Here is a 1,336-nt window from a genome sequence, read left to right as displayed (position 1 = left end):
GACACATTTACATTTGCAGTATTAAATATCCCAATAAAAATATAAGTGTATATTTGAAAAGAAGAGTTGCAGTGAACTAACTTTGACACTAGTCTTAAATGACTATAGGCTGAATCAGACTGCAACTCTCTTAATCGGAGAACCTAGCCAGTTAGAATTGTAGGCTCACGACCTAATAAATGTATTAGCTGTTTCTCCTTCATGTTTAATACTGTAAATACAAAGTTATGAATTATTCTCATTTTGTAGGTCTTGATGTAGGAAAAAAAACATTCGATGCATCATTAATGTCCGCGGACGAGAAAGAGTTGTCTCACAAGTCTTTTAATAACACTCCAGAGGGGGTCCAATCTTTATTGAATTGGATAGCTGGTTATCACCTTTCTTTATCTAAACTCTTATTCTGTGCTGAAAACATGGGAAGTTATGTCACAGAATTATCAGTTTCAAGTGTTTCCATGGGATTTTCCCTGACTTTAGTTTGTCCGTTAACCATAAAGAAGTCAATAGGCTTGCAACGAGGAAAAAATGACCGCATTGACGCTAAAAAAATAGCAAACTATGCGGCATTACACTATCGAAAACTGGAACTATACAAATTGCCTGACGAAGACTTGGTGAGACTGCGAGGATGGATTATTGTACGTGACAATCTGGTCAAGCAAAAAGTATCAAGCATAAAGTTATTGGAAACATTCTCCCACATGGTTAAGTTGGCTGATGTGACAGAATCCATTGCTTTTTTGGAAGAACAGCTCAAGTCGATAAAGGAAAAGATCCTGAAGGTGGAAGAAGCTATGGAGCAACTAATAGCCGCCAGTAGTTCTCTTTATACAAACTACTTGCTATTAAGAAGTATAAAAGGTATAGGAATCATCAATGCCATTGTATTACTGTGTGTTACTGAGAATTTTCAAAGATTTGACAACCCGAGGAAATTTGCCTGCTATTGTGGAGTTGCCCCATTTGAACATACTTCAGGTATTTCTATACGGGGAAGAACGCAAACTTCTACATTGGCTAACAAAGAAGTAAAAGTATACCTTACCCGCGCAGCCATTACTGCCATCTCTTGGGATCCACAGATGAAAGCATATTATAAAAGGAAAATAGCCGAGGGAAAACATAAAGCATCTGTAATCAATGCGGTAAGAGCCAAAATCATAGCAAGGTCTTTTGCTGTGATACGAAGGCAGACTCCATTTGTAACATTGGTAGCATAATAAAAGGGGCTTAACTTCGAAAAATTCTTAGGTTTAGGAAGTAGCTATACACTTCTGAAGAGTAGTTATGTCTATATAAGAACTTACCCAAGGATACGTTAATATTCGTAAAC

Annotated in this window: 1 protein-coding gene; it reads left to right on the top strand. The window is 37.0% G+C overall.

The genetic code is table 11. From position 1 onward, the window contains the following. Nucleotides 1-227 precede the first annotated feature (227 nt). A complete protein-coding gene (locus GGR07_RS13745) occupies nucleotides 228-1,223 on the top strand; it encodes an IS110 family RNA-guided transposase (RefSeq protein ID WP_021647353.1) in 996 nt (331 codons plus the stop codon). Nucleotides 1,224-1,336: the final 113 nt, after the last annotated feature.

Source organism: Bacteroides pyogenes, from assembly GCF_014196225.1.
Classification (GTDB): domain Bacteria; phylum Bacteroidota; class Bacteroidia; order Bacteroidales; family Bacteroidaceae; genus Bacteroides; species Bacteroides pyogenes_A.
Note: the sequence above shows the minus strand (reverse complement) of the source record. Positions and strands in the feature narration are given on the sequence as shown.

Bases quoted from the DNA above. Each gene is read 5' to 3' on its own strand.
- GGR07_RS13745 (WP_021647353.1), top strand. From the start codon at position 228: ATGAATTATTCTCATTTTGTAGGTCTTGATGTAGGAAAAAAAACATTC.